Annotated in this window: 22 protein-coding genes; 7 read left to right on the top strand and 15 right to left on the bottom strand. The window is 57.0% G+C overall.

Features of this window, described 5'->3' with window-relative positions; all coding sequences use genetic code 11:
• Positions 1-25 precede the first annotated feature (25 nt).
• A complete protein-coding gene (locus ABUK73_RS19475; protein WP_353578744.1) occupies positions 26-931 on the bottom strand; it encodes a helix-turn-helix transcriptional regulator in 906 nt (301 codons plus the stop codon).
• A gap of 279 nt (positions 932-1,210) precedes the next feature.
• Between ABUK73_RS19475 and ABUK73_RS19470 the strand changes: the two genes are divergently transcribed.
• Positions 1,211-2,044 carry an AraC family transcriptional regulator gene (locus ABUK73_RS19470; protein WP_353578759.1) on the top strand — a complete coding sequence of 278 codons (834 nt, stop codon included), beginning with the start codon at positions 1,211-1,213 and terminating at the stop codon, positions 2,042-2,044.
• 57 nt (positions 2,045-2,101) lie between these two features.
• Here the strand turns inward: ABUK73_RS19470 and ABUK73_RS19465 are convergent, their stop codons facing one another.
• The gene (locus ABUK73_RS19465) at positions 2,102-2,545 is read right to left on the bottom strand and encodes a winged helix-turn-helix transcriptional regulator (protein WP_353578743.1); all 444 of its coding nucleotides are present in this window, start codon (positions 2,543-2,545) and stop codon (positions 2,102-2,104) included.
• Between the two features lie 135 nt (positions 2,546-2,680).
• On the opposite strand from ABUK73_RS19465, the gene ABUK73_RS19460 reads away from it, so the two are divergent.
• Positions 2,681-3,892, top strand: coding sequence for an MFS transporter (locus ABUK73_RS19460; RefSeq protein ID WP_353578758.1), 1,212 nt, complete (start codon positions 2,681-2,683; stop codon positions 3,890-3,892).
• Here ABUK73_RS19460 and ABUK73_RS19455 read toward each other — a convergent pair.
• The 7 genes from ABUK73_RS19455 to ABUK73_RS19425 all read right to left on the bottom strand — a co-directional run bounded on the left by ABUK73_RS19455 (position 3,882) and on the right by ABUK73_RS19425 (position 11,772).
• Positions 3,882-4,919: an ABC transporter ATP-binding protein gene (locus ABUK73_RS19455; RefSeq protein ID WP_353578742.1), complete on the bottom strand. Its 1,038-nt coding sequence runs from the start codon at positions 4,917-4,919 to the stop codon at positions 3,882-3,884. The genes ABUK73_RS19460 and ABUK73_RS19455 overlap by 11 nt on opposite strands.
• The gene (locus ABUK73_RS19450) at positions 4,916-6,484 is read right to left on the bottom strand and encodes an ABC transporter permease (protein WP_353578741.1); all 1,569 of its coding nucleotides are present in this window, start codon (positions 6,482-6,484) and stop codon (positions 4,916-4,918) included. Before ABUK73_RS19450 ends, ABUK73_RS19455 begins: the two co-directional genes overlap by 4 nt.
• 65 nt (positions 6,485-6,549) lie before the next feature.
• The gene (locus tag ABUK73_RS19445) at positions 6,550-7,563 is read right to left on the bottom strand and encodes an iron ABC transporter substrate-binding protein (protein ID WP_353578740.1); all 1,014 of its coding nucleotides are present in this window, start codon (positions 7,561-7,563) and stop codon (positions 6,550-6,552) included.
• Between the two features lie 184 nt (positions 7,564-7,747).
• Complete coding sequence (locus ABUK73_RS19440) at positions 7,748-8,392, bottom strand: response regulator transcription factor (protein WP_353578739.1); 645 nt, start codon at positions 8,390-8,392, stop codon at positions 7,748-7,750.
• Positions 8,389-9,774 (bottom strand): sensor histidine kinase, encoded by a 1,386-nt coding sequence (locus ABUK73_RS19435; protein ID WP_353578738.1) that lies wholly within the window; start codon positions 9,772-9,774, stop codon positions 8,389-8,391. The genes ABUK73_RS19440 and ABUK73_RS19435 overlap by 4 nt, the downstream gene beginning before the upstream one ends.
• A 746-nt stretch (positions 9,775-10,520) precedes the next feature.
• The gene (locus tag ABUK73_RS19430; RefSeq protein ID WP_353578737.1) at positions 10,521-10,985 is read right to left on the bottom strand and encodes a heme-degrading domain-containing protein; all 465 of its coding nucleotides are present in this window, start codon (positions 10,983-10,985) and stop codon (positions 10,521-10,523) included.
• 94 nt (positions 10,986-11,079) lie between these two features.
• On the bottom strand, positions 11,080-11,772 hold the full coding sequence (locus ABUK73_RS19425; RefSeq protein ID WP_353578736.1) for a FadR/GntR family transcriptional regulator: 693 nt from the start codon (positions 11,770-11,772) through the stop codon (positions 11,080-11,082).
• Between the two features lie 156 nt (positions 11,773-11,928).
• On the opposite strand from ABUK73_RS19425, the gene ABUK73_RS19420 reads away from it, so the two are divergent.
• From ABUK73_RS19420 to hydA, 5 genes are all read left to right on the top strand, one after another.
• Positions 11,929-12,726: an ABC transporter substrate-binding protein gene (locus tag ABUK73_RS19420; protein WP_077106409.1), complete on the top strand. Its 798-nt coding sequence runs from the start codon at positions 11,929-11,931 to the stop codon at positions 12,724-12,726.
• A 64-nt stretch (positions 12,727-12,790) separates the two neighbouring features.
• Positions 12,791-13,462 carry an amino acid ABC transporter permease gene (locus ABUK73_RS19415; RefSeq protein ID WP_353578735.1) on the top strand — a complete coding sequence of 224 codons (672 nt, stop codon included), beginning with the start codon at positions 12,791-12,793 and terminating at the stop codon, positions 13,460-13,462.
• On the top strand, positions 13,462-14,211 hold the full coding sequence (locus tag ABUK73_RS19410; protein WP_353578734.1) for an amino acid ABC transporter ATP-binding protein: 750 nt from the start codon (positions 13,462-13,464) through the stop codon (positions 14,209-14,211). The genes ABUK73_RS19415 and ABUK73_RS19410 overlap by 1 nt, the downstream gene beginning before the upstream one ends.
• Positions 14,212-14,239: 28 nt before the next feature.
• Positions 14,240-15,505 carry a cysteine desulfurase-like protein gene (locus ABUK73_RS19405; RefSeq protein ID WP_353578733.1) on the top strand — a complete coding sequence of 422 codons (1,266 nt, stop codon included), beginning with the start codon at positions 14,240-14,242 and terminating at the stop codon, positions 15,503-15,505.
• A gap of 29 nt (positions 15,506-15,534) precedes the next feature.
• Positions 15,535-16,959, top strand: coding sequence for a dihydropyrimidinase (hydA, locus tag ABUK73_RS19400; RefSeq protein WP_353578757.1), 1,425 nt, complete (start codon positions 15,535-15,537; stop codon positions 16,957-16,959).
• 12 nt (positions 16,960-16,971) lie between these two features.
• Here the strand turns inward: hydA and ABUK73_RS19395 are convergent, their stop codons facing one another.
• From ABUK73_RS19395 to ABUK73_RS19370, 6 genes are all read right to left on the bottom strand, one after another.
• A complete protein-coding gene (locus tag ABUK73_RS19395) occupies positions 16,972-18,075 on the bottom strand; it encodes a glycoside hydrolase family 88/105 protein (RefSeq protein WP_353578732.1) in 1,104 nt (367 codons plus the stop codon).
• Between the two features lie 7 nt (positions 18,076-18,082).
• The gene (pglA, locus tag ABUK73_RS19390) at positions 18,083-19,642 is read right to left on the bottom strand and encodes a polygalacturonase PglA (protein WP_353578731.1); all 1,560 of its coding nucleotides are present in this window, start codon (positions 19,640-19,642) and stop codon (positions 18,083-18,085) included.
• Between the two features lie 105 nt (positions 19,643-19,747).
• Entirely contained in the window at positions 19,748-21,016 is a 1,269-nt protein-coding gene (locus ABUK73_RS19385) for an ABC transporter substrate-binding protein (protein ID WP_353578730.1), read from the bottom strand.
• Between the two features lie 43 nt (positions 21,017-21,059).
• Positions 21,060-22,160, bottom strand: coding sequence for an ABC transporter ATP-binding protein (locus ABUK73_RS19380; RefSeq protein WP_353578729.1), 1,101 nt, complete (start codon positions 22,158-22,160; stop codon positions 21,060-21,062).
• A gap of 2 nt (positions 22,161-22,162) precedes the next feature.
• On the bottom strand, positions 22,163-23,047 hold the full coding sequence (locus tag ABUK73_RS19375) for a carbohydrate ABC transporter permease (protein ID WP_353578728.1): 885 nt from the start codon (positions 23,045-23,047) through the stop codon (positions 22,163-22,165).
• 4 nt (positions 23,048-23,051) lie between these two features.
• Positions 23,052-23,933, bottom strand: a complete 882-nt coding sequence (locus tag ABUK73_RS19370) for a carbohydrate ABC transporter permease (RefSeq protein ID WP_353578727.1) — start codon at positions 23,931-23,933, stop codon at positions 23,052-23,054.
• Between the last annotated feature and the right edge of the window lie 59 nt (positions 23,934-23,992).

Here is a 23,992-nt window from a genome sequence, read left to right as displayed (position 1 = left end):
GCCAAGTGTCGTCGGCATCATCAGCCTAGTGGCGGTTGCGCGAACGCCATTCGTCCGGCGTGATACCCACGGAATGCGCAAAACTTTCAATGAAGGTTGCTTGGTCGCTGAAGCCACAGGCATCCGCAACCTGATCGATACTCTCGCCTGTCTTGGTGAGGTAGGCCTTTGCCCTGGCAATCCGGCTTGCCAACAGCCACTCGCCGATGGACTGTCCTGTCGTCTCTTCAAAGCCGGAGGACAGCTCTTCCACGGAAAAGCCGCTGGCAATGGAGATATCCTCAAGGCCGATATCGCGGGAAAGATTGGTGTTGATATAGGCTTTGATCCGCTTTTCCTGCAGGGAGGTAAACTGCCCGGACGCCGAAAGATGTTGAGCGGGAGACCGGCCATATTTATGGGCAAGATGCGCGATGAAGGCGAGACCGATGTGGGGAACGAGCGTATCCCTTACCTCATCCGGCATGTCGAACATGGGCATAAGCGCTGCGCCCATATTGCGGATCACCTGATCATGCAAACCGCGACAGGTTAGGAAATCATCGATCTGCGGCTCGCCTGCTTCCTCGGTCAGTTCGGCAAGATGTGAAAACGGAACATGGAAGGCGAGCACATCCAGCCGACCGTTGATGGAAATCGCCGCACCCTGTTTGAGGCTTACAAGACAGATGGAGGCTTTGGGATAGATCTTGATCGGCTCTAACCGCTCGTCCAACCCAATATCGGAATGCTGGGCATCCTCAAGATATAGCATGACGAGGAATGCGTTGTCCGGCTCCAGAATGACGCGGCTGTTGCCATGCTCATACCATTGCTGAAGATGCACGACGGTGAGTTGGGCATCCCGTAACGGCCTGATGACCAATGCCCTTGCCGCTTTTACGCCAAAGCTCTCTGCAATTTTTTCACTGACTGCCAACCATTCACTCACATTCGTATCGTTCTTGCATAAACTACGTTGCAGGCCTGATTGCGGATCATCTATCGCAGTTTCCTACACATAATTTGTCACGCTATCTTGTATAAAAGCATTCTTGTAGAGTGGTAAGGGTCCGCAAACTGATTGCAATGCAGGAACCCGTTGGGCCTATCAACGAACACCGTTGCTGCAATCAAAAGGAAGGTGGGTTTCATGAGTGCCGGTCCAGACGATAAAGGCCTCCCCCTCCCCGGCAAAACCTCCGACAAGTTCGGCTGCACGTTGACGCAACTGTCGATCAACCAAAGCCTGTCATCCTCGAACATAGATATTTTCCGCAAGGCGACGCAATCCACCGCACTTGACCAGGTGAAGACATCGGCCAGCAATCAGGGTTTCGTGGTTGGAGTGTCATTGCTCGCGGGTCACGAGCGGAGGATTTTTCACGACAATCATGCGACCAGCCATGATTTTTCCGAGAACGCGATCTACATCCGAGATCTCTCCGACAATTACAAAGCCGATCTCAGCACGCCTTTCGATTTCATGCTGTTTCAGATTTCATCCTCTTCCCTTGCAAAGATAGCGGAAGATGCGGATGTGAGTGGCGTAACCCTGCTGACGACGGAAACAGCATCCAAAGACATCGTCCTCGCCAACCTGGCCCGCGCTCTGCTCCCCGCGCTTCACCGTCCAGAAGAAGCAAATGCCTTGTTCGTTGACCAGATGACGACGGCCATCGGCACCTATCTGGTGCAACGTTACGGCGGAAAGACCGCACCGACCGCCAGCAAAGCGCCGACATTGTCTCGCGCACATCTGGAGATGGCGAAATCGATCCTTCTAGAGCATCTCGAAGGCGAGGTATCGATTGCCGACGTCGCCGAAGCCTGCAACCTCTCACGCGGCTATTTCATTCGCGCCTTCCGCGAAGCAACGGGCATGACGCCCTATCAGTGGCTCCTGAACCAACGCATTGATCGCGCCCGGCACATGATCAGCGCCACCAGCACACCGCTCGCCGAGATCGCCGTGGCTTGCGGCTTTGCGGACCAGAGCCACTTCACACGGGTGTTTTCAAATATCGCAGGAACAACACCCGGCACTTGGCGTCGCAATTCATAAAATGCTCAGAGTAAATATAAGTCTCAACCCTTGAGTGACGGCCTGCCTGATGTCGCTCTAAAGCGCATGCCTGATTTCTGTATCAACCCATTCCAGTGCACGACCACCGACGGAAAGTAATTGAAGCGGTGCGACCGGGTCTTTTGTCTCGCTATCCACCAAAACGGAACGCCGTTCGTCGGCTCGATACAGATGCGCTTCGCCCCATTGCCTGAGCGCGACGATCACCAGAAAGAGGTTCCGCCCTTTTGTGGTGAGAACATATTCCCGGTAGGCGCTGCCATCGGAGGCAGACACCAGCTTAAGCACACCGGCTTCAACAAGATCGCGCAAACGCGATGACAGCATACCCTTTGCGATTCCGAGATTCTTTTGGAAATCGCTGAAGCGCGTGATGCCATCGAAGGCATCGCGGACGATCAGCAGTGACCACCAGTCGCCGATTGCATCAAGCGTGCGCGCCACAGGACATTCCGCTTCTCGAAAGCTTTTCCTTTTCACTCCATCACCTCCACTAAACTGGTTCTAAAATAGAACTAGAACACGTGTGTCGCAAGTGGTCTTATGTTGAGACCGGACTGGAGCATATCGATGGAAAAGATGACAGCAACCAAGCAGCCGCCTTACGATGAAAGAATGGAGCTACAGGCAACACCGGCACTGTTGCCAAGATGGCTGGTCATGATTTTCGCTGTCACCTGCGGCATCAGCGTCGCCAATATCTATTATGCCCAGCCGCTGCTCAATGCGATCGCCTCCGATCTAGCCATAAACCCGGCAAAAATCGGCCTCGTCGTGACGCTGACACAGATCGGCTACGCGGCGGGTCTTTTCCTCGTCGTGCCGCTGGGTGATCTTGTCGACCGCCGCAAGCTCATCCTTTCCCAGACCATCTTGTCGGCCATTGCACTCGCCCTTGTCGGTCTTTCGCCCAGCGCCAGCATTTTCTTTAGCGCAATGATAGCCGTCGGCCTTCTCGCAGTCGTCGTTCAAGTGCTGGTCGCCTTCACCGCAAGCCTCGCGGCTCCGGCAGAGAGGGGTCGCGCCGTCGGCCTGGTGACGAGCGGAGTGGTCACTGGAATTTTGGCTGCCCGGTCTATAGCCGGACTAATTGCCGACTTCGGAGGCTGGCGTGCCGTCTACCTCACATCAGCTACGCTGATGCTCGTGATGGCGACAGTCCTCTTCCGCGTTCTGCCTCGCCAAAAGGCGTCCAAGACCTCTGACACTTATGCCACCATCGTGAAATCCATCCCCGCGCTCTTCCTGCATGACGGTCTGTTGCGCCAGCGCGCAATATTCGCCTTTCTTACATTTGCAAGCTTCAGCACGCTATGGACAGCCATGGTGCTGCCGTTGAGTTCAGCGCCCTACGAGTTGTCGCACACCGAAATTGGCCTGTTCGGACTGGCCGGACTTGCTGGTGCATTGGCCGCGAATGCAGCTGGCCGACTGGCAGATCGTGGATTTGCGCGGTGGACGACAGGACTGTCGCTCGCTTTGCTTACCCTATCCTGGCTTGGGATCGGCTTTCTGCCTCAATCTTTGCTCGCCTTCCTCGTCGGCGTCATCCTTCTAGACTTCGCAGTCCAGGCCGTCCACGTTACCAATCAAAGTCTGATTTTCGCTGCGCGCCCTGACGCCCACAGCCGGCTGGTCGGCGGGTACATGATCTTCTATTCACTCGGCAGTGCGGTCGGCGCCGTCGCCTCGACAACCATCTACGCCAGCTGCGGATGGACCGGCGTTTCCATCCTCGGCGCCGCATTCAGCGGCACCGCTCTGTTGTTCTGGCTCGTGAGCCTGCCGCGTGCTGGACGAAAATTCCGCTCCTTTCCTAACTCTTGAAAAGATGCGCCTTACCAAGAATGGAAACGGAAACGGCTTCTCCGCTACCCATTGTTTCATGAGATGGAAGGTTCACATGGAAGGACGCACCAGTGCTGTTAAGCGTGACCCTTGCGGTGAAAGCTGGCCCGCAGAAGCTCACGTCATTGATTGTGCCAGATGACTGCTTGTTGCTGGTCGCTCTCGTTACGACAATCTGTTCCGGGCGGATCATGATCTGGGCTTTGCCGCGATAGAGGTCATCCTCGACAGGCAGCCGACCGAGCTCACTATCGGCATGGCCGTCAGCAACATCTGCCGAAACAATAATTGCCTCCCCTAAAAACGTTGCGGTCGCGGGATCGACCGGGCGGGCGTAAAGTTCTTGGGGCGAACCGACCTGAGCAAAACGGCCTCTTTGCATCACCACCAGCTGTTCGGCAAAGGCAAAGGCCTCACTTTGGTCATGCGTGACGAGGATGGTCGGAATGCCTGCGGCGGATAGAACCTCGGTAACCGCTTTTCGTGTGGCGACCCGCAAACCGGTGTCGAGCGCGGAAAAGGGTTCATCCAAAAGCATTAAGCGCGGCTTTCTCGCCAATGCACGTGCCAGCGCGACACGTTGCTGCTGGCCGCCCGAGAGCTGGTCGGGTTTGCGCGACAGCATCGCGCGGTCAAGCCCAACCATGTCCATCAACTCGGCTGCCTTGCTGTGTCTGACCGCCTTCTCGGCATTCACGCCAAAGGCAATATTGTCTGCGACCGACAAATGCGGAAACAGGCAGCCGTCCTGTGCAACTATGCCGATATTGCGGCGATGGGCCGGGACTTTCTGGCCATCACCGGCCATGACTTCGCCATCAAGGGTAATCGCCCCTGAATCGGGAACGTCAAACCCAGCCACGAGCCGCAGCAATGTGGTTTTTCCGCAGCCGGACGGGCCGACGATGGCGGTGCGGCTGCCAGCCTTCACGGAAAGATCGACGCTATCCAGTGCGACGACCGAACCATAGGATTTGCGGATGGCTTGAAGCTTCAGAAACGTCATCGCCCTGAGATCTTTCGAGATTGATTATGGAGCAGAAAAGTCATGGGCAAAGAAAAAAGCACCATCAGCAAGGCATAGGGCGCAGCGCCCGCATAATCGATTTCATTGGTCATCGACCAAAAGGCCATTGCAAGAGTGCGGGTGCCGTTCGGCGCCAGCATTTGCGCGGCAGTCAACTCGTTCATGATACCGAGAGCTGCAAGAGCAGCACCTGCCGCTGCACCCGGGGCCGCCAGCCGCACGGTCGTAGACCAGAGTGCGCGGGCTGGCGAACGTCCGAGACTTGCCGCAGCCTGTTCTAGCTCCACCGGCACCTTCGCTATTCCCGCGCGAAGGCTGACCAGTGCGCGGGGCAAAAACATGACGACATAGGCAAGAACGATGGTGGTAACGGTCTGATAAAGCGGCAGAATGACCCGAACGGTCACCGTTACAAGCGCCAGCGCAATGACTACACCTGGCATGGCGCTTGCCAGATAATAGCATTTCTCCAACAGGGCAGAGGCCCGCGTCGAACGACGGACCGAAAGCCACGCGATGGGCACTGCTGCGGCAGTAACGACCACACCGCCGATGAGGCAAATCTCCATGGTCTGCCAGAGTGCAAGGCCGATTGTATCTACCTTCCACACCCCTGCCCCACCCGCAATGAGCCAACGCCCGAGCGTGAGAGCCGGGATGCCAAGCGAGAACATGGAAACGATGATGAAAAGGGCAAAGGCGGGATATTTCCATCGCCCGAGCGGAACCAGCCCGTTGCGACCGGAAACGCCTGAACCCACACGCGCACTGCGACTTTTGCCACGCAACTTGGCCTCGAGGGTGAGGAGCAGAATGCAGCAGAACACGAGAACAACCGCCAGCATATTTGCTGCCGCGCCGCTATAGGTCGATTGGAACTGATCCATGATCGCCGTCGTGAACGTATCGAAGCGGATCATGGCGTAGAGCCCATATTCGGCGAGCAGATGCAGACCAACCAGAAGCCCGCCGCCACAGATTGCTAAGCGGAGTTGTGGCAGCACGACACGGCGAAACACCGCAAGCCGGTTCAGCCCCAGTGATGCTGCACAATCTTCAAGGGCTGGATCAAGCAATCTGGTCGCAGCCGACACAGGCAAATAGACAAATGGAAAATACGCCACAACCGAAATGGCAATACCGGCAGGCAGCCCGTTGAAGCTGGGCCACAGACCAACCCAGGCGTAAGAATGCACAAAAGCAGGCACCGCGAGCGGTGCAATGGCCAGCCATGACCAGATTCTAGCACCGGGAAGATCGGTGCGCTCCGTCAGCCAGGCCAGCGTCACGGACAGGAGTATGCAGATGGGAAGGGTAAAAAGGATCAACAGCACGGTGTTGACCATCAGACCGCCGACGCGGGCGCGGAAAATCAAATGGGACGCCGTTTCCCAGCCGGTTTCGATGCACGCCCACAAGACGAAGCAGAATGGCAAAAGCGCCAGACATGCAACAAAGATTGCGATCAGGATCGTCCAAGGCACATCGACCACCAGACGTGGTCTGAATATGGAAAAATGACCGGTTTCTACGACAGATTTCATCCGTGCCTCGAAAATCGAAAAGTCATCGCAGGCAAGCTGCGATGACTTTTGTCTGAGTTGAGGATTTAGAGCAGGCCAGCTGCCGTCATCAGATCGGTGACTTTGGCATTGTCGAGCGTAGATGCCTCTACCTTCGGCGCCTGAAGATCGGCAATCGGCACCAGCGCCTTGTTGGAGGCCTGACCGTTGCCAACAGCATATTCGAAGGAATCGCCGTCACGCAGGATCGTCTGGCCGCCCTTGCCGGTAACCCACTTCAGGAAAGCCTGGGCCTGTTCCTTGTGCTTTGAAGAGGCGAGAATGCCGCCGCCAGAGGTCGAGAGAAACGCGCCCGGGTCCTGATGTTTGAAGTAGTGCAGCGCGACATTCTTACTGTTTTCGCCAGTCTTTGCCTGATCGCCGAAGTAGTAATAGTGATAAATCAACGCACCTTCGACTTCACCAGCATTGACGGCCTTCATGGCTGTCGAGTTGCCGCGATAGGCCTTGAAGTTTTCCTTCATGCCCTTGAGCCATGTAGTGGCCTCCGCTTCACCCTTCAGCTGTACCAGTGCACCAATAATGGCCTGAAAATCCGCACCGGTTGGAGATGCAGCCCAACGGCCCTTCCATTCCGGCTTTGCGAGGTCCAGCATTGACTTTGGCAATTTGTCTTCTGTGAGCTTGGTCTTGTCATAGGCAAAAACGGTGGAACGAGCAGCAATGCCGACCCAATGACCATCCGCAGGGCGAAACTGCTCGGGAACCTGCTCAAGCGTGTCCTTAGCGACCGGTTCGAACAGGCCCTTGCTATCGACCAGCGCCATGGCTGGCGAGTTTTCCGTCAGAAACGCATCCGCTGGTGAATTGGCACCCTCTTGTACGATCTGGTTGGCAAACTCCATGTCGCTGCCCTTGCGGAGCGTGACCTTGATACCCGTTTGCTTCGTGAAAGCTTCTGCCCAGGCGATGCCCAGTCCTTCGTGTTGCGCGTTATAGACGACGATTCCATCGGCATCCTGCGCATGCACGGTGCCAGAAAGGCACGTCGCGGCAAAGGCAGCCGCTATCAAAAGAGTTTTTCCAGATAGTTTAGTCACGTATGTCTCCCGATCAAAACAGGCCGCGATGGACCATATTTTCCGTGCGATTTGAGCGTCCGAACGTGCGCCTGAAATGCGCTTAAAACTATTCGGATAAACTCCACTTATACCTGCGAAACGGTTCGAGCTATGGGGACTAAAGTCCCTATCGGGAGATGTGCTGAGAGGTCATTATCCCCGATCAGTCTTTTGATCGGGCTTCGCGCAGATAGATCGCAGCCTCGGTTCTGTTGCGCAGTTTCAGCTTCTGTAGAATGCGCGTCATATTGTGTTTGATGGTCTTTTCCTGAAGGTTCAACAGCCGGGCAATTTCCTTATTGCTGTTGCCAGCGGCCACGAGTTCAAGAATCTGCTCCTCTCGGGGCGTCAGATTGGCGAGGGCTTGCGCAGGGTGCCTGACGCTTTCCAGCGCCGCCACGGCATCTCGCGTCGAAAACGACGCGGCACAATCTTCACCAGCAGCAACGCCCGAAATCACTGCAACAAGCTCGGATACACCGACGCCTTTAAGAACATAGCCCTTTGCTCCCTCGGCAAGGGCTTGCGCGATATCGGCATCATGTTCCGAGGCCGTCAGAACGATGACGGAGGCAGCAGCGTCTCGCCTCAGAATGACGCGCAAAGCGGAATGTCCGCCACCGGGCATGGAAAGATCCAGTAGCAGGATGTCCGGACGGTGCTGGTCAAACAGCGAGATCGCATCGGCAGCACTGGCGCCTTCTCCAACCACTTCAAAACCCGGCTCATCTTCCAGACTGCGCGACAAGCCGCTTCGAAAAATCGGGTGGTCGTCCACGATCACGATTCTGATTACACCCGGCTTCATGCGTTAGCACCCCTGGGCAAAGTCATGGAGATCGATGTGCCCGATCCTACCTTGGAGACAATCTCAAGCCGTCCGCCAAGTCCTGCGACCCGCTCTTCAAGACCCGCCAGACCAAGGCCGTCCTCATCATCACGCCGAACAAAACCGATACCGTTATCGCGGACACTGATAACGATTTCGCCATTCTTTTCGCAAGCGGAAACAGCGATGTTAGCGGCCTGCGCATGCCGGGTGGTGTTGCTGAGAGCTTCTTGGAGGAAGCGATAAGTGCAGATTTTCATGGCCTGGGAAGTAATCTCCAGCGGAGCGACATCCGCTTCTACAGATCGTCCAGAATGCTTTTCGTGAGTGGAAATCACACGGCGTACCACATCCTCACCGGAAAGCCCTTCAAGCTCCGGCAAGGTCAGGCCGCGGCAGATACCCCTGATCTCTCTCACCGCTTCATCGATGGAATGTTGCACCATGGCTTCGTCATCGTCTCTTGCCCGTCCGGCGCGGATAGCTTCCAGCCGTAACGCGGCAAATCCCAATAGCTGGGCCGGGCCATCATGCAGCTCGGCAGATATTCTGCGCAGATAGCGCTCGTTGAGTGCTGCGGTGCGCTGCGTTGCCTGATCGATACGTCGGCGTAAACCTTTGTTGACCTCCAGCATGCGCGATAGTTCCGTTACCTGCAGATGCAGAGATCGTTTCTGCTCCTCGATCAAGCGGCTCCCTTTCGCGACGATACCAAACAGCAGCAGCAACATACCCGCTGTCACGCCAGCGACGACCAGCCAACTCTCGTAACGCACATTATCAAGCTCCGACATGAGATCGGCAGAGCGCTCATAAAATTCCGCAACGGCGATGACCCTGCCGGACACGGCATCGCGAATGGGGCTGTGAATTTCCAGCAGCATCTGGCCGCTTTGCTTCTCCTCGGCATGTTCTTCACCTTCAAGAGTATCAAAAGCGGCATGAACCGTGCCATTGAAGGCGGTGGAAAGCCCGACCGAACCGTCAAACCTCTTGCCGATCAGGCTAGGCTCGCTGCTGAAGACTATCGTGTTGTCCTTGCCCCATATTTTAAAGGAGAACAGTTCACCTCTCAAAGGCCCCTGATTGAGTGTGTCAAGGATTTTGCCTCGTGCATCGTCGCTGAGCGTCGAACCGGTCGCTAGTTCCTGCGTCAGCGGAGAGACGATGCCGGCAACATAGAGAGCCGTTCCGCTTGCCATGTTGCGCACGGCTGCGTTCTCGATTTTGGACGTTACCCATAGCCCGATCAGGATCATGCCGAGCAAAAGAACGACCGTCCCAGCCAAGGCGAATTGCCAGGCTAGCGTTGGCCGACGTCCAGACAGACGAAGAAACTGGCGTACAGCAAAATACTTCATGGTCGTTCCGGAGCCGCAGCGTACATCTTCGACTTTCTGTTCCAGAAGGCCGCCGATTGCAACGCTCCAAATGTTTGGAAACGGAAGCACCCTTTGCCACCGTGCCGAAAGGGTGCTTTTTGCCTGACTTATCTGACGCCGGACACAGGTGAGATCAGTTCGGCGTATTTACCCTCTGCATCTGTCGGCAGAGTTGCGATAGGTCCGATCGCCTCCATTGCCTCACGAGTTCATTGGCATCCACTGCATTCGACAGAAAGCTCCCGAGTTCGCCGCCGATCTGAATTTGAGCATCGGTAATCCTGCATGCTCTTTCGTCGATTGAAACGGCCACTGCGATTTCCGCCTGCATCGGTGGCGTGTTAAAAAGCGCATCCGGCGGACTTTCGCATGTCACGAAGGCAGTCGCTCTCAAGGAGGAATTCAGATCCGCGCTGCGACACAATTCTGCTGACTGTACGCGAAAACTTTGCGTGTGATTGGGCCCGGCTGGAAGCTGCTCGCAAACCTTCGCTGACGACAAAGCCCGCGCAATCGTCGGCCATTCGGGCCGTCCAACCAGCGAAACGCAGTTTGCCCATGCGGGAGCAATGGAGGCGGAGAGCGACACGGCGCACATAAACAGCGTTGCAAAAAGGTGTTTCACGGATCACGCTCCTCACTGTCGTTCAGACGCTCGTAAACCCGCTTTGCGACTTTTTTGCTTCGAACAAAGCACGTCGTGTCTCTGCTACATCACCCTTCGGTCACAAAAGCTCCTTCAGGCACGACGTTATCAACGCGTGATCTTCGACATCAGGCAGACCACTGACACCCACCGATCCAATGAGCGTTCCGCCGTTTAAAACCAACGGAAATCCGCCACCGCTTGCCACGTAGTGACTGGTTGGCAACCCGAATTTCGTGTTGAAATCATAGCCCTTCGCTTCCGCTTCAAGCCGGACGCGCAAAGAACTGCGGTGGAACCGATGGACAACAGCGCATTTGCGGCTGGTCCACCCAAAATTATCGATTGTCGCCCCCGGAAGAAGGGTCGCGAATACCACATCAGCGCCATGCCTGACTTCGATAGCCACTGGCAGTTTCAGAGACGCCGCTCTTTGCCTGATATGGCTGCCCAACATCCACGCAAAATCATAGTTGAAGCGATCCAGTTTAAGATTGGCTTCTTCGGCCAACACGGCTTCTATACTAGGCGTTTCTACGGCCATGTGGCTCCCCTAACATGATGATATCCTTACCAACCTCCATTCAAACGCCCGAAAAGTCAAAGGCTGGGTGGGTTGAGCACCCCTTTTGCGCTCACTAGGGCTGCAAGCCCGCACAACGCGCCGTGTTGCGAATATGCGCCTCCATTTCGCTACGGGCCAAAGCTCCGTCGTTTGCCCTCAAAGCTGCAATGATGCGGCGGTGTTCTGCAATGGATTGCCGCATCCGTTCCGGGTCGGTGATCGGGATCGGCTGGCGCTGGGTTTCGGTCACCTGATCCCGAACCGTTTGGTAAAGCGCTTTCAGCATGGTGTTGGAGCAGGCAGACACGATGGTGCCATGAAATTCCAGATCGGCATCGACATTGGCGAGCAAATCCTGATTGGCCCAGCAATCCTCCATGATCTTGGTGGCCTTTTCCATCTTTTCCAACTGTGTCTGGGACAATCGCCCGGCGGAAAGCCGCGCAATCTCGCCTTCCAGCAGAATACGGGTCTGGAAGACGTCGAAGACGGAATAGCTTTCGGAGTAGCGCCATGGCGCCATGCCCGATTGGCCAGCCGCCCCATCACCAGCGGCCACGAATGTCCCGCGCCCGGCCTCCGTTTTCAGCAGACCTAACGTCTCAAGCGTCAGCAAAGCTTCTCGTAGGGATGCCCGGCTGATACCAAATTTCTGGGAGAACTCGCGCTGTGACGGGATTTTCTCGCCGGCCTTCAATTGCCCAGCTTGGATCATGGCCTGTATTTCGCGGGCAACCGATTGTGGCACAAGCGTTTTGTTGAGCATTCGATCCCTGTTCCCTGAAAGCCGCCACCGGCTCTTCCGATATATTTTTTAAGTAACATCTTGCAAAGCACAAAAGCGCGTGCTTGTTTGGTCGGACTGGTCTGACCAGTTAGACCAACGTAGATTGGCTTAAAACATAAAACAAGGGGTTCTCGCATGCTTCACGTTTCGCGCATCAAAAGCACATTTCTCGCCGGGCTGGTCTCAGCACTCGGCGTGTTCAACGTTCAGGCCGCCGATCTGACGGTCGGCGCCAATATCGGCAACGTTCCATGGGAATTCGAAGATGCCAGCGGCAAGGTCACCGGCTTCGAAGTCGATCTCGTCAACGAAATCGCCAAACGCCTCGGCAAGTCGGTGGAATTCGTCAACACGCCGTTCAACGGCCTGTTCCCCGCCGTCCAGTCTGGCCGCATCAACATGGCGATTTCCTCGATCACCATCACCGAAAAGCGCCTGGCTTCCGTCACTTTTGCCCAGCCCTATTACGATAGCGACCAGTCTTTGACGGTGACAGCCGCTTCCGGAATCACCGGCCTCAAGGGCATGAGCGGCAAGGTCGTCGGCGTCGATACGGGATCGACAGGCGACATGTGGGCCGAAGCCCATAAGGGCGAATACAAGCTTGGCGAAATCCGCAAGTTCGAAGGCTTGCAGCCCGCCATGCTCGATCTCGTGGCCGGTCGCATCGATGGCTATATCTCTGATATTCCTGCCCTGCTCTATTACGCCAAGGACAAGCCGGAGCTCAAGGTTGTCGAGCGCATTCCGACCGGTGAAAAATACTCGATCATGTTCAACAAGGGCGATCCGCTCGCCACTGAAGTCAATAAGGTCATCACCACGCTGAAGGGCGAAGGCTTCATTGCCAAGCTGCATGAGACATGGTTCGGCGCGAAAGCCGAGGACACGACCTCGACGGTTGCCGTTCTTGATATGCCGAAGGCCAAGTAAGGCTTGAACCGCATCCGGCGGGGCCAATCGCGCCCCGCCAGATTGCCAAGGGAGCCACTCCGGCATGAATCTCATCAATACCTTCTTCAATGTTCCCGTGTTCCTCAACAGCCTGCCACAGCTGTTATGGGGTCTGGTCGTCACCACCCAGATCGGCATCACCAGCATTCTCTGCGGCCTCATTGGCGGCCTGTTTCTGGCGGTGGCACGCCTTTATGCACCGGCTTTCTTCAAGCTATTGATCCGTGGCTACATCGACATCTTCCGGTCGATCCCGCTATTGGTGCTGCTGATCGTCGTCTATTACGCGCTGCCCTTCGTCGGCATCCGACTGTCGCCATTCCTGTCCGCTGTCACCGCACTATCGCTGGTATCAGCCGCCTATACCGCCGAAATTTTTCGTGCAGGCATCGAAGCCGTTCCGCACGGTCAATTCGAGGCATCCGCAGCCCTTGGTCTCTCCAACCGCAACACGATGGTCGATATCATCCTGCCACAGGCCATCCGCATCGTCATTCCGCCGCTCACCAACAATTGCATCAACGTCATGAAGGACACCGCCCTTGCCTCAGTTGTTGCCATGCCAGACTTGTTGAAACAGGCAACGCAAGCACAGGCGCTGAACGCAAACCCCACGCCGCTGATCGGTGCTGCGCTCATTTATATCGCGCTGCTCTGGCCGATGGTTGCCGTCGTGGCACGCCTTGAAAAACACTTCCGCCGGGGGAAACGCTGATGGAAAAGACCGCATCCCCCCTCATTTCCATCCGTGGACTGACCAAGGCCTATGGCACCTTCACCGTGTTGCACGGCATCGATCTCGATGTGGCCGAAGGCGAAGTCGTCTGCGTGATCGGCCCTTCCGGGTCGGGCAAATCGACGCTCATCCGCTGCATCAACCATCTGGAAGCCTTTTCGCCAGATAGCACCATCACCGTTGATGGGATTCGCGTTGCACCCGGTCCGGCCCTTGCCAAGGTGCGTGCGGAAGTCGGCATGGTGTTTCAGTCCTTCAATCTGTTTCCGCACATGACGGTTCTCAGAAACGTCATGATTGCGCCCATGCGGGTGCGAAAGACGCCGGAGGCGGAGGCAGAACGCAAGGCGCGCGAGCTTCTAGCCCGTGTCGGCATTTCCGAGCAGGCGGAAAAATTTCCCGGCCAGCTCTCAGGCGGCCAGCAGCAGCGTGTGGCCATTGCCCGGGCGCTTGCCATGGAGCCGCGCGTTCTGCTGTTCGATGAACCAACATCGGCGCTCGATCCTGAAATGGTCGGCGAAGTGCTGGACGTGATGCGCAAACTGGCTGGCACCGGCGTGACGATGGTGATTGTCACCCACGAGATGGGCTTTGCCCGTCAGGTCGCGGACCGCGTCATCTTCATGGATGGCGGCAGACTGGTCGAATCCGGCACGCCTTCAGACATTTTCGACAATCCACAAGAGGCAAGGACGCGCGGCTTCCTTCGCGCCGTCCTCAACCATTGAGTAAAAGACCATTCGGGAGACACCAGGAATGACCACCCCTTCACCGCTTAACCTCGATTATGTGCGCAGCCAGTTTCCAGGCCTGTCCCGCGGCTGGACGTTCTTCGACAACGCCGGCGGATCGCAGATCCTGAAAGGCGCGCTGGAGCGCATCAATACGTTTCTGATCGAAAAAAACGTGCAGATCGGCGGCTCCTACGCGGTTTCGCAAAGTGCGGCCAATGCACTTTACGAGGCACGGACTGCGGCCATGCATCTGGTCAACGCGTCGAGACCGGAAGAAATTGTTTTCGGCAGTTCCACCACGGCGCTGCTGCAAAACCTTGCGCGCGCCATGCAAAGTCAATTGTCTGCGGGCGATGAAATCATCGTCACCGTCAGCGACCACGAATCCAACATCGGCCCCTGGGACCGTTTGCAGGACGCGGGCGTCACGCTCAAATTCTGGCCGCTGAACAAGGAAACGCTGACGCTCGATCTGGCCGATCTCGCACCGCTGATGAGCGAACGCACCAAGATGGTCTGCGTCACCCATGTCTCCAACATTCTCGGCTCGATCAACCCTATCAGAGAGATCGCCGACTTCGTGCATGCGCGCGGCGCAAAGATTTGTGTCGATGCCGTGGCCTATGCCCCGCACCGCGCCGTCGATGTGCAGGCGTTTGACGTCGATTATTACGTCTTCAGCCTCTACAAGACCTATGGCCCGCATTATGCGCTGATGTATGGCAAATACGATCTGCTGCTCGAGCTTGATACGCTCTACCATTATTTCTACGGCAAGGACAAAGTACCGGGCAAGCTGGAGCCGGGAAACCCGAACTATGAACTGGCCTATTCCACCTGCGGCATCGTCGATTACCTGACCGCACTCGGTGAGCAGGCGGGCGAGACCGGGACGGTGCGTCAGAAAATCGAGGCGGCATTTGCAGCCATCACGGCGCAGGAGAACCTCCTGACCGAACGCCTGCTAAGCTACCTGCGCTCCCGTAACGATTGCCGGATCGTTGGGCAGACCAGCAACCATGATGAGACACGCGTTCCGACGATTGCCTTCCGCTTCGATGGTCGCGAGGCAGGCGATCTCTGCAAGGCGATGGACGGCGAAAACATCGCCATGCGTTTCGGGGATTTTCATTCGAGACGGCTTGCCGAATATCTTGGACTCACCGACCATGGCGGCATGCTGCGGGTTTCCATGGTGCATTACAATACGCTGGAAGAGGTCGATCGCTTCACGGCAGCGCTTGACCATATTCTGGCTGGCGATGCGGGATTTGCGAAAGCAAGCTGAGCTGTGAACGACAGGAAGGACAGAGAATGATGTGTTTCGATACGGTGATCAGGCACGGAACCGTGGTGACGGCGAGCGACACGTTCGTCAGCGATGTCGGCATCAAGGATGGTCGTATCGTCGCACTTGCCGCTGAACTGACCGACGCCGACGAGGTGATCGACGCCACCGGCCTCTTCGTCCTGCCCGGCGGCATCGACAGCCATGTCCATCTCGACCAGCCCTCCGGGGATGGCATCGTCATGGCCGATGATTTCGACAGCGGCACTCGCTCCGCCGCCATTGGCGGCAACAGCACAGTTCTAGCCTTCTGCATGCAGGAAAAGGGTCAGTCCCTGCGCGAGGCGTTGAAGGTCTATCACGCAAAGGCCGAAGGCAAATGCCATGTGGACGTTTCCTTCCACCTCGTCATCACCGACCCGACTGCCGAAGTTCTGGGGCAGGAGCTTCCGGCGCTGGTTGAGGATGGCTACACCTCACTGAAGGTTTTCATGACCTATGAGGGCTTGCGGCTCCGCGACGATGAAATCCTCGCCACGCTGGATACGGCCCGCCGTACCGGCGCTCTCGTGATGGTTCACTGTGAGAATGAGGACGCCATCCGCTACCTCATCGGTCGCCATGAGGAAGACGGCAAATTCGAACCGAAATACCACGCCACAACACGCCCCATTGCCGCCGAGCGAGAGGCGACGCACCGGGCGCTCTCGCTTGCAGAGATCGTCGATGTCCCCATCGTCATCGTTCACGTCTCCAACCGAGAGGCGATGGAAGAAATCCGCAGAGCCCGTCAGCGCGGTCAGAAGATTGTTGGCGAAACCTGCCCGCAATATCTGATGTTGACCGCCGACGATCTCGACCAAAGCGAGATGGAAGGTGCCAAATATGTCTGCTCCCCGCCGCCGCGCGACAAGGCGAGCCAGGATGCTTGCTGGGAAGGCATCGAGCAGGGCGTGTTCGACCTGTTCTCCTCCGACCACTGCCCGTTCCGCTTCGATGACCCGGAGGGAAAACTGAACGAGAAAGGCAAGCGGCATTTCCGCTGGATTCCGAACGGCATCCCCGGCGTCGCCACCCGCCTGCCCATCCTGTTTTCCGAAGGCGTGATGAAGGGCCGGATAGACATCAACCAGTTCGTCGCCGTCACTTCGACCAATCACGCCAAACTCTATGGCCTCTACCCGCGCAAAGGCACGATTGCCGTTGGGGCGGATGCCGATATCGCCTTATGGGACCCGAACAAGCGCGTCACGCTCACCAATGACATGCTGCACCATGGCGCCGATTATACGCCTTACGAGGGGCTGGATATCCGGGGCTGGCCGGTGCGGCTGCTGTTGCGCGGCAAGACCATTATGGAGGACGGAGCTTTTGCCGAACCCACCCCCCAAGGAAACTATCTGCCGCGCGAACAATCGTCGCTTACGAAGCAGCGTTCCGAAGCGTTGAACTGAAATCGCAAAGCATCAGGCGGATTTCTTTGCCAGCAGGTGCTCGGCATATGCCATCATCAACGGACCCACGCCCTTGGCATCGTCACTGACCACTGGCTCGGTCAGATAATATTCCGGTGAGCCATCGCGATAATTACCATCGAAACCACCGAGACCAGCAACGTGGACTATGCCGCACAGCTGTGATCGTCCGTACTGATCTTGCTCAAGCTTCGTCTCGATCAAGGCATTCAAGGCCCGGCTTCCCGCTTTTAGCGCGCTCGCTGCTTCATCTGCATCCAACACCTTCAACCGCGATCCCCGCAGCAGGGCATATGCGAACATGGCAGACGCTGATGTTTCTTCGTAGTTGCCAACTAGATCGGGGGCGTCGAAGACCTGCATCCACAGGCCATTCGCAGTCTGACGGTCCATGACGTCCGTCAGAAGTATCCGCGTGCGTTTTCGCAGCGACGCGGTTGCCTCATCGTCTGGTAATATCGTCAGGCAGTCTACAAGGGCCATGGCCAGCCAACCCAGAGACCGCCCCCAAAGGGCTGGAGATCGACCGGTCACCGGGTCGGCCCACCTCTGGTCGCGGCTATCATCATAGCCATGAACGTAAAACCCACCAGGATTTTCCGTCAGCGCCAGCGCCGTCGAAAGCTGTTGCAACGCGTCCGCAATGAGTTCGGCGCGACCTGTTGCCTGTGCATATTCGATCTGGAAGGGTAACCCCATATAAAGCCCGTCTAGCCACAGCTGGTGCGGATAGCGCTTCTTGTGCCAGTAATTTCCAGCAGGAATTCTGGGATGCGTCTTAAGCTGGCCCGCAAGATGATCGGCCGCCTTTAGGTATCGGCTGTCTCCCGTTGCGGCGGCCAAAGGAAAGAGAACGCGCCCCGCCAATATGTGATCGATGTTGTATTCGAGGGGGTCGTAACCCGCCAGCGCACCATCCTCCGCAATCTGCTGATCCGCCAGACGATGCAAATGATCGTCCCAGCGCTTCTCACCCGTTGCGTCATGGAGAAGCTGCAAGCCGCGATAGATGCAGCCATCCTCATAGCACCAGCTTCCACCCTTATAGTGCTGATAGCGGCTGATGAATTGCTCAAAATAGTCGATGACTGTCATCTGTGGCTCAATCGGCTTGTGAAACATTGGAAATGGGAGCGCGGCTTAGCAGTGCGGGATCATCGCAGGATATGTTGGCATGCTCGCCGACGATCATCTCATGCCGCATGGCCCGCACTTGGTCCGCCATGATGGGCGCTGTCGCCACCGCATCGGGATCAAGAGACACGACCTTGAGTCTTCTGATCTCGACATCGCGGATAGGTGCTTCGGGAAGCCCGAGAAAAACGCCCACAGCATGGGACAAATTTCGAATCTCGATATCTTCCACCAGGATTTTCTCGATTTGCGGCGTGCCGCTATCGACCTCGGCGGGCAGTCTCGATTGTACCCGGTCGCTATGACCATCGGCGTCGCAGTGATAATGCGCATTGGCCGAGAGGGCCGTTTGGACACCGTCCAACAACACGCGGCGCATCGTGATATTGCTGACGGTGCCGCCGCGTCCGCGTCTCGTCTTGAGGCGCAAACCGCGATCCGTTCCGATCATCTCGCAGTCCTCCATCGTCACATCGTGAACGCCGCCGGACATTTCCGAGCCGATCACCAGCCCGCCATGGCCGCGCTCCATGAGGCAGTGGCGGATACGGATCGCCCGTGTTTCTGCCAGATGACCCTCTTCGCCACTGGAGCCGCGCTTGCCCGCCTTGACTGCGATGCAATCGTCGCCAACGGAAAAGCGCACGCCAGCAATCTCAATGTTGCGAGAGCTTTCCGGGTTGAAACCATCCGTGTTCGGACTGTCGTGAGGTGCCATGATGGAAAGGCCAGCGGCCACCAGACCGTCGCAACCCTGCGGGTGGATAGTCCAGGAGGGCGCGTTTTGAATGGTGAAGGCGAAAAGCTTCACATTTTCGCAGGAAACGAGATGCAGGCCGCGCGCTCGGCGCGCGCCGTCGCGGCTTTCCTTGGGCCATATCCACCAGTCCCCCTTGTCGCCGGAACCATCCAGAACACCCTCGCCTTCGATGACAAGGTTCTCTGCCGCGATGGCATGGAGAGGAGCAGCAAAACAGGCATCCGGCAGTCCTTCCCAGCTGCCCAGCATACGACCGTCGGCGTCACGCGCCGGTAGGATCGGCCAGCCAGCGCGGGTGGAGGGCGCACGAAGTACCGCACTCTTGGCCAGATGCAGGGTCATGTCGCTCTTCAGTCGCAAAGGGTAAGTGGTCCAGATACCCGCCGGTATATACAAACTGCCGCCTTTCGGAACGGCTGCAACGGCTTGCGCGAAAGCATCCGCATTTTCGCGTGCGGCGTTAGCGTCGTCTAGTGCCACATCGGGTGAAATAGCAAACGACGCTGCATCCACGAGACCAACGCAAGGCATCGTGCGGAACTCGAGACTTTCGAAACCATCCGCCTCGAACCGGTACTGCGTATCAGGCTGCAAATCATGCAACAGCATCACGACCGTATGGGTGTGGCCAAACCGTTCGCCATGATCGACGTCAGGCGAGGACAGCCGCCAGGCAATCGCCGCGGGGAGATGATAGCGCGAGCCGGGAACGGGAAGGCATAGCGCTGCCGTTCGTGCAGAATGCGCGATGAGCGATGGTCGGTTCATGTTTGGTCTCGTGTTGTACAAGCCCCCGCCATGAACGTCGGCGAAGGCAGTGCTTGGTCAGCAAAGAGTGGCTGGGCCGCTGTGATCGACAACGGCCCGGCCGCATCAGTCGAATTTCGCCAGAACATCGTTGGTGGAATCGATGATCTGCTCTGCGGCCTCCTCAGCCGTAAGCTGGCCATAGGCATATTCTTCCAGCGTATCGATGAAGGCCGAGCGGATTTCCGGGTGTTCGTTGAAGGGCGATACGACGGGGCCGGAGGCTGCCATGACGATGGCGTTTGCCGCACGAACCTCCGGCTCTCCCTTCTCGCCGAGACGCTGCGCCGCTGCCTTGGATGCAGGAAGACCACGCGAGGTGCCGAGCGCATCGATGCCTTCCGGTTCGTTCAGCAGGCAATTGACGATTTGCGCCGCAGCGTCAGGGTTCTTGGAGTTGCGCGAAATCGAAAACACCATGGACGGCTTGCGATAGACGCCTTCGGTCACGGCATCAGCCTGCTTCAACATCGGCACGGGCTTCAAGACCTGACCCTCCTTCAAAGGATCGGCATATTTCGAATAGGTCGAGTCCCACTCATACGAGCCGGCAATACGGCCTTCCGACCAGGAAGGTTTCTCGTAGAGATTGACATTGCCGTCGCTCGCCTCTTCCTTCTGAGACCGGATGGCACCGCTTTCAACCAGTTTGCCGAGGAAGGAAATTGCGCCCGCAAGTTCCTCCGGCGTCCATGCAACCCGGTTGGTCCTTTCATCGACCAGATCCTTGCCGGTCTTCTGGACGACTGCGAGCGTGACTAGAAGCTGGGCTGTCTCTTTCACGGCATTGAAGGTGTAGTAGTCCTTGCCGAGCTTTTCCTTGATGGTCTTGGTGGCGGTAAAGAACTCGTCCCAGGTTTTTGGAATGGCAACGCCAGCCTTTTCAAAGGTCGTGGCATTGAAGAAGAACACGCGGCCCGTCGTGGACACCGACAGTCCCTGCAACACGCCGTTCATCGATCCGGCCTCTAGGTCGGTTTCGGCCCACTGCGACAGATCGAGCCCTTTGAGCTGTCGCAGATCCGCAAATCCCTCGCCATTCTTGGAAAAAAGCGGCAGCCATGGCCAGTTGACCTGAACGATATCGGCCTCCGTCTTGCCCGCCATCTGCGTGGTCAGCTTTTCCAGATAGCCATCAAAACCGGTGAATTCGCCCTTCACAGTGTGCCCATGCTTCTCACCGCAGGCGGCAATCGCCTTCTGGGTCGCAACATGTCGGCTATCGCCGCCCCACCAGGACATGCGCAGTTCTGCGGCACTGGCCACAGGGGCCACAGCCATCGTGGCATAGGCACCGGCAGCCAGCAGGATCGCGGTTCTTTTCAGCTTGCTCATTGTGTATTCCTCCTCCTCGAAAACTTGAAACTTCTCGCCGCGCTCATATCGAGACGTTGCGGCCATCGGCCTTGTCGAAAATGTGCAGCTTCTCAGGGTCCGGTTTCAGCCGCAGATCCCCTGACTTGCCAAGCTCCTCAAACTCGGCAGCGCCAACGACGCTCACCACCTTCTGGCCGCCAAGATCGGCGTGAAGGTAAACCTCGTGTCCCATGAACTCCGCATTGGTGAGCTTGGCCTGTAGCGATGGCCCCTCATCCTTCATCGCAAGAGAAAGATGCTGAGGCCGGATGCCCACGACGGCATCCTTCGGTCTGGCAGTCAGGCGCTTTTCCAAATGATCGCCAATCGGCAGCCGCTGGCCCGCAATCAGGAAATCGGACCCTTCTATCGCGACGTCAATCAGGTTCATTTCCGGCGAACCTATGAAGCCAGCGACGAAAAGATTGGCCGGCTGGTTATAGAGTTCCTTCGGTGTCGCGACCTGCATGATGCGACCGTTCTGCATGACGCAGATGCGGTCCCCCATGGTCATGGCTTCGGTCTGGTCATGGGTCACATAGATGACAGTCGAAGACAGACCATCCGCCTTCAATTGCCGGTGAAGGTCCGTGATACGCACGCGCATCGAAGCACGCAGTTTGGCATCCAGATTGGAAAGAGGCTCGTCGAACAGAAACACGCCGGGCTTTTTGATCAATGCGCGTCCAAGCGCCACGCGTTGCGCCTGCCCGCCGGAAAGCTGCTTCGGCAATCGGTCCAGAAGCGGCTCGATCTCCAGAATGCGGGCAACGTTGTCGATTGCCTTTTCGATCTCAGGCTTCGCAACGCCTGCGATTTTCAGTCCGAAGGCCAGATTTCCGCGGACCTTCATGTGCGGGTAAAGCGCATAGTTCTGGAACACCATGGCGATGGATCGCTTGCCCGGCGGCAGATCATTGACCCGCTGGTCCCCGATCAGGATTTCGCCTGCGGTAATTTCCTCAAGCCCGGCGACCATGCGAAGGGTGGTGGACTTGGCGCAGCCGGAAGGCCCGACAAACACCATGAACTCGCCGTCCTCAACCTCAAGGTTGATGCCATGGACCGCTTTGAAGCTGCCGCCATAGACTTTTTCGAGATTTTTCAGTTGTACGCTTGCCATGTTCAGCCCTTGACCCCGCCAGACGAGATCCCTTCAATGAAATACCGTTGTGCTGCGAAGAAGACGATGAGCGCGGGCGCGATCGTCAGGACCGACATCGCAAGGATGCGGTTCCACTCGAAGGCTTCAGTGGTATCGATGGAAAGTTTGAGCGCGAGGCTCACCGGATATTTTTCGACCGAGGACAGATAGATCAAAGGCCCCAGAAAATCGTTCATCGTCCACATGAACTGGAACAGGCAAACCGAAATCAGGGCCGGTGCCAGCATGGGAACAACAATATAGATCAGCGTTTGCAGACTGTTGGCGCCGTCAACGCGCGCGGCCTCTTCCATATCCGCAGGCAGCGACCGCAGAAACTGCACGAGCATGAAGACAAAGAAGGCGTCGCCCGCGAATGCCGAGGGCACCCAGAGCGGCAGGAAACTGTCGAGCCAGCCGAGGTCACGGAACAGGATATATTGCGGAATACGTGTCACGACATTTGGCAACAGCAGAATGGCAATAACAGAGCCGAACAGGATTTTCTTAAATGGAAAATCAAAACGGGCAAAGGCATAGGCGGCCATGGTGCAGGAAATTGCCGTGCCGATGACCTTTGGCAGAATGATCAGGAACGAGTTCCAGAAAAACCGGCCGAACGTATAGGGCGTCGAAGTTTCCCAACCGCGTATATAGCCATCGAGGGTCGGGTTTTCGGGTATGAAGCCCGCGCCTGAAAAGATTTCCGAATTCGTCTTGAAGCTTGCACCCACCAGCCAGATCAGCGGGTACAGCATGATGAGACCGACGGCGAACAGGAACACATATCGAACCGTTGTCGATAGAAGCCTTACCCGTGCGCGGCGCGCAGTCTGAAGGTCGTTTAGGGTTGCGATATCCGTCATGGCATCAGTTCCGCTTGTCGCCAGCGTAGTAGACCCATTTCTTCGAGGACCAGAAGGCCACGAGAGTCAGTACGGTGATGATGGTGAAGAGGATCCAGGCAATGGCAGAGGCATAGCCCATGTTGAACTTCTTGAAGGCCTCGTCGTAAATGTAGAGGGGCAACAGGTAAGTCGATTTCAGCGGTCCACCCTGGGTGATGATGTAGGGGCCGTTGAACTCCTGAAACGCCTGGACCATCTGCATGATGAGATTGAAAAAGATCACCGGCGTCAGAAGCGGCAGGGTTATGAAGAAGAATGTCCTGACCTTGCCCGCACCATCAATGGCCGCAGCCTCAAAGAGCGATTTGTCGATGGATTGCAGGGCAGCAAGGAAGATCACCATTGCGGAGCCAAACTGCCAGCAGCGCAGAAGCGTGATGGTGAAAAGCGCATTGCCGGGATCCCCGAACCAGTCCACCGGCGACAGTCCGATCGCCGCAAGCCCCATGTTTGCCAGCCCCTCCGAAGCGAAGATATAGCGCCAGAGCACTGCAATCGCGATGGAGCCCCCGAGGATCGAGGGAACGTAAAAAGCCGTCCGGAAAAAGTTGATGAACTGCAGCTTGTAATTGAGTATGGCCGCAATAAAGAGCGCGAAGGCGAGTTTGATGGGAACCGTCAGAAACACGTAGAACAGGGTCACGTTCAACGATTTCATAAAGGTGCGGTCACGGGTGAAAAGGCGCTCGTAATTGGCCAGCCCTGTCCATGTCGGGTCGCTCATCAGGTCATAGCGCGTGAAGCTGAGATAAAGAGAGCCGAGAAATGGTATCGCCGTGAATATCAGCAGGCCGATGATGTAAGGCGCCAGATATCCCAGGCCCAGAAAGCGCTGAGATTTCACAGCCTCCCTCCCCGCGCCCCGGAGAAGCGCGAATGATAGAATACGATTTTGTACAAGTG

Origin of the sequence: Agrobacterium vacciniicorymbosi, from assembly GCF_040427045.1 — a bacterium.
In the GTDB taxonomy this organism is placed as follows: Bacteria; Pseudomonadota; Alphaproteobacteria; order Rhizobiales; family Rhizobiaceae; genus Agrobacterium.
Note: the sequence above shows the minus strand (reverse complement) of the source record. Positions and strands in the feature narration are given on the sequence as shown.